The organism is Lysobacter enzymogenes (genome assembly GCF_017168095.1).
GTDB classification, from domain to species: Bacteria; Pseudomonadota; Gammaproteobacteria; order Xanthomonadales; family Xanthomonadaceae; genus Lysobacter; species Lysobacter enzymogenes_D.
In genome coordinates this window covers 1-3,346 of record NZ_LXSD01000397.1, presented here as the reverse complement: position 1 = coordinate 3,346, position 3,346 = coordinate 1, and the positions used below count along the sequence as shown (strand labels likewise).

Genomic DNA, 3,346 nt, shown 5'->3' with positions numbered 1-3,346 from the left:
CTCGATACGGTGAACCTGGTTCCTCCCTTTGGCGGGAAGGCGGCAGGTGGATGCGCGGCGGCGCGGGCGACGGCGGCTCGATGCGCCGCACGCCGCGGGATTCCGAAACCCCTGCGCCGCGGGCCTAGAATGCGGCGATGAAACTCACCCTCGACGAACTGCTCGCCTTCGTCAGCGTGGTCGACACCGGCTCGATCACCGCCGCCGCGCAGGCGCTGGACCAGACCGTCTCCGGCGTGAGCCGCGCGCTGAGCCGGCTGGAGGAAAAGCTCGACACCACCCTGCTGCGCCGGACCACGCGCCGGCTGGAGCTGACCGAGGAAGGCGAGGCGATGCTGGCGCGGGCGCGGGCGATCCTGGCCAGCGTCGAGGACGCCGAGGAAGCGCTGGCGCTGCGTCGCCAGCAGCCGGCCGGGCGGCTGCGGGTCAATGCCGCCTCGCCGTTCATGCTGCATGCGATCGTGCCCCTGGTCGGCGACTTCCGCCGCGCTTATCCGCAGGTCGAACTCGAACTCAACACCAACGACCAGATCATCGACCTGCTCGAACAGCGCACCGACGTGGCGATCCGCATCGGCCAGCTCACCGATTCGACCCTGCACGCGCGGCCGCTGCCGAGCAGCCGCCTGCGCGTGCTCGCCAGCCCCGCCTACCTGGCCGCGCGCGGCACCCCGCGCGAGGTCGCCGAACTCGCCGGCCACACCCTGCTCGGCTTCGCCCCGACCCAGACCCTCAACCGCTGGCCGCTGCGCGACGCCCACGGCAACGAACTCGACATCGCCGCCGACCTGCACGCCTCCAGCGGCGAAACCCTGCGCCAGCTCGCCCTGGCCGGCGAAGGCATCGTCTGCCTGTCCGACTTCATGACCCGCCGCGACCGCCGCGACGGCGCGCTGGTGCAATTGTTCGCCGACCGCACCCTCGACGTGCGCCAGCCGATCAACGCGGTCTACTACCGCAACACCCAGCTGGCCTCGCGCATCGCCTGTTTCCTGGATTTCGTCGCCGCCCGGCTCGCGCCGCGCGGCGGCGAATCGGCGTGGGAATGAAGCCGCCCCGCACACACGCCACCACTCCCTACCGTCATCCGGCGCGGGAATGAAATCTCCGGAAAATGCGCGCCACCACCCACCGTCATCCCCGCGAACGCGGGGATCCAGGGCTTCATCGCAACACAACTCCCAGCCACTGAAGCCGCAAGCGCCGGCCCCGACGCGACGAGAGCCAAGCGCCTGCATCGGCGTGGGAATGAAATCTCCGGAAAATGCGCGCCACCACCCACCGTCATCCCCGCGAACGCGCGGATCCAGGGCTTCATCGCGACACACCCCAAAAGCCCCTGAAACCGCAAGCGCCGGCCACGCGCGAACCCAGCGCCGCCCCGCGAAGGTGGCCCCGCACCGCGTAGCGCCGCGGTGCGGGGCCGGAAGTGGCTCAGCGGTCACGGTACCGCGTCGCCACGAGCATGGCGCCGTCACCTGGAGAAATGCCGGCGCTGAGACTGGAAGCCAGTCTCAGCTAGTAACGCCGGCGGCGGCCGTTCCCCCTACCCCACGTCCGCGCGCAACGCTCAATGCGCCTTGGCGGCGCCGTCGCCCTCGCCCTTGGCCAGCGGCGTCAGCCGCAGGTCCTGGAAGTCGAAGCTGAAATCGGTCAGCGGCGAAATCGCCTCCATGCGCAGCTCGCGCACCTTGCCGTCCGGGGTCAGGGCGAAGTTGAGGAAGGCGTCGGCGTTGAGCCAGCGCTGGTCCCAGCGCACGATGAAGGTGTCGTGCTGCCAGTGGCTGAGTTCGCCGGTCAGGTCCTTGGTGCGGCCGAAGCGCACCCGCAGCCTGGCGCCGGTCTGTTCGACGACGACATCGCCGTACCACGGGTCGCGGTAGGCGCCGGCGTAGCCCGACAACGGCAGCGAAGGCCTGGATTTGGCGTCGCGCGCCTTGAGGTGCTTGGCCCAGTCGTCGTCGGCCTTGCCGCGGTTCTTGGCCAGCGCCGCGGCATAGGCCGCGTTCCAGTCGGTCTTCGGCGCGGCCAGGAACGCATCGAGCGCGCGCATCGTCACCGCCTGGAACGCGCCGCCGAGCTCGGCGTTGGTCAGCACCACCACGCCGAGCTTGCGCGCCGGCACCAGGGTCACCCGCGAGACCATGCCCGGCCAGCCGCCGGTGTGCCAGACCAACTTCTCGCCGCGGTAATCGGTGAGCTGCCAGCCCTCGCCATAACCGGCGAAATTGGGCTTGGCCGGCGCCAGTTCCGGCACCGCCGGCTCGGCGATCGGCATCGGCGTCACCACCGACCACATCTCGCGCTGGCGCCTGGCGCTGAACAGGCGCTGTTCCTTCTCGCCGTCGCGCGCGTACACGCCGCCGTCGAGCTGCACCCGCATCCACTTGCTCATGTCGTGCACCGAGGAATACAGGCCGCCGGCGCCGGCCACGTTCGACCAGGTCATGCGCGGGGCGACCTGCAGATCCTTGAAGTCGGCCTTGGCGTGGCCGCTGGCGACGTTGTCGCCCGCGCGCAGGGCGTCGGCGTTGTAGCGGGTCTCATCCATGCCCAGCGGCTTGAAGATGCGCTGGGCGAGGAAGTCGCGGTAGCTCTGGCCGCTGGCCTTCTCCACCACCAGCTGGGCCACGCCGTAGAGGATGTTGTCGTAGGCGTACTGGCCGCGGAAACCGCCGGACAGCGGCACGTGGGCCAGGCGCCGCGCCACTTCTTCGTTGCTGTAGTCGGTGCCCGGCCAGTACAGCAGGTCGCCCGCGCCCAGGCCCAGGCCGCTGCGGTGGGCGAGCAGGTCGCGCAGGCGCATCTCCTGGGTCACGTAGGCGTCGGCCATGCGGAACCACGGCAGGTGGTCGATCACCCGGTCGTCCAGGCTCAGCTTGCCCTCGTCGGCCAGCATCGACAGCGAGGCGGCGGTGAAGGCCTTGGTGTTGGAGGCGATCGCGAACAGGGTGTGGGCGTCGACCGGCTCGGGCTTGCCGATCTCGCGCAGGCCGTAGCCGCGCTCGAGCACGATGCGGCCGTCCTGGACGATGGCCACGGCGATGCCGGGCACCTCGAACTGCTTGCGCACCGCTTCGACATAGGCGTCGAAATCCTGCAGCTGCTCCGGCAGCGGCGGCTGCGCGGGCGCCGCCGCGGCGGCGGGCGCCTGCGCGCACGCGCCGGCGGCGCTCAGGCAGATCAGCAGTCCGGCGCCTTGCGCCTTCCAGTCGTTGGCTCGCATCGGTAGTCCTGGCGATTCTGAAAGCTCAGGACTGTGGCGCAAGCGGCGATGCGGCGCCAGAGCCGGCCGCCATGCCTGCAGCGACGGCCGCGGCCAGGCGCGGGGCGCCGCCGCACCCGG

At 70.9% G+C, this 3,346-nt stretch carries 2 protein-coding genes; one reads left to right on the top strand and one right to left on the bottom strand.

All coding sequences use genetic code 11. From position 1 onward, the window contains the following. The first annotated feature begins 137 nt into the window (after nucleotides 1–137). Nucleotides 138–1,049: a LysR substrate-binding domain-containing protein gene (locus A7A76_RS16490; protein ID WP_206412215.1), complete on the top strand. Its 912-nt coding sequence runs from the start codon at nucleotides 138–140 to the stop codon at nucleotides 1,047–1,049. A 521-nt stretch (nucleotides 1,050–1,570) separates the two neighbouring features. Here the strand turns inward: A7A76_RS16490 and A7A76_RS16485 are convergent. Beyond that, on the bottom strand, nucleotides 1,571–3,226 hold the full coding sequence (locus A7A76_RS16485; protein WP_206412214.1) for a serine hydrolase: 1,656 nt from the start codon (nucleotides 3,224–3,226) through the stop codon (nucleotides 1,571–1,573). Between the last annotated feature and the right edge of the window lie 120 nt (nucleotides 3,227–3,346).

What these genes read in the sequence shown, in the direction of transcription:
- A7A76_RS16490 (WP_206412215.1), top strand. Translation starts at nt 138, where the DNA reads ATGAAACTCACCCTCGACGAACTGCTCGCCTTCGTCAGCGTGGTCGAC.
- A7A76_RS16485 (WP_206412214.1), bottom strand. Translation starts at nt 3,226, where the DNA reads ATGCGAGCCAACGACTGGAAGGCGCAAGGCGCCGGACTGCTGATCTGC.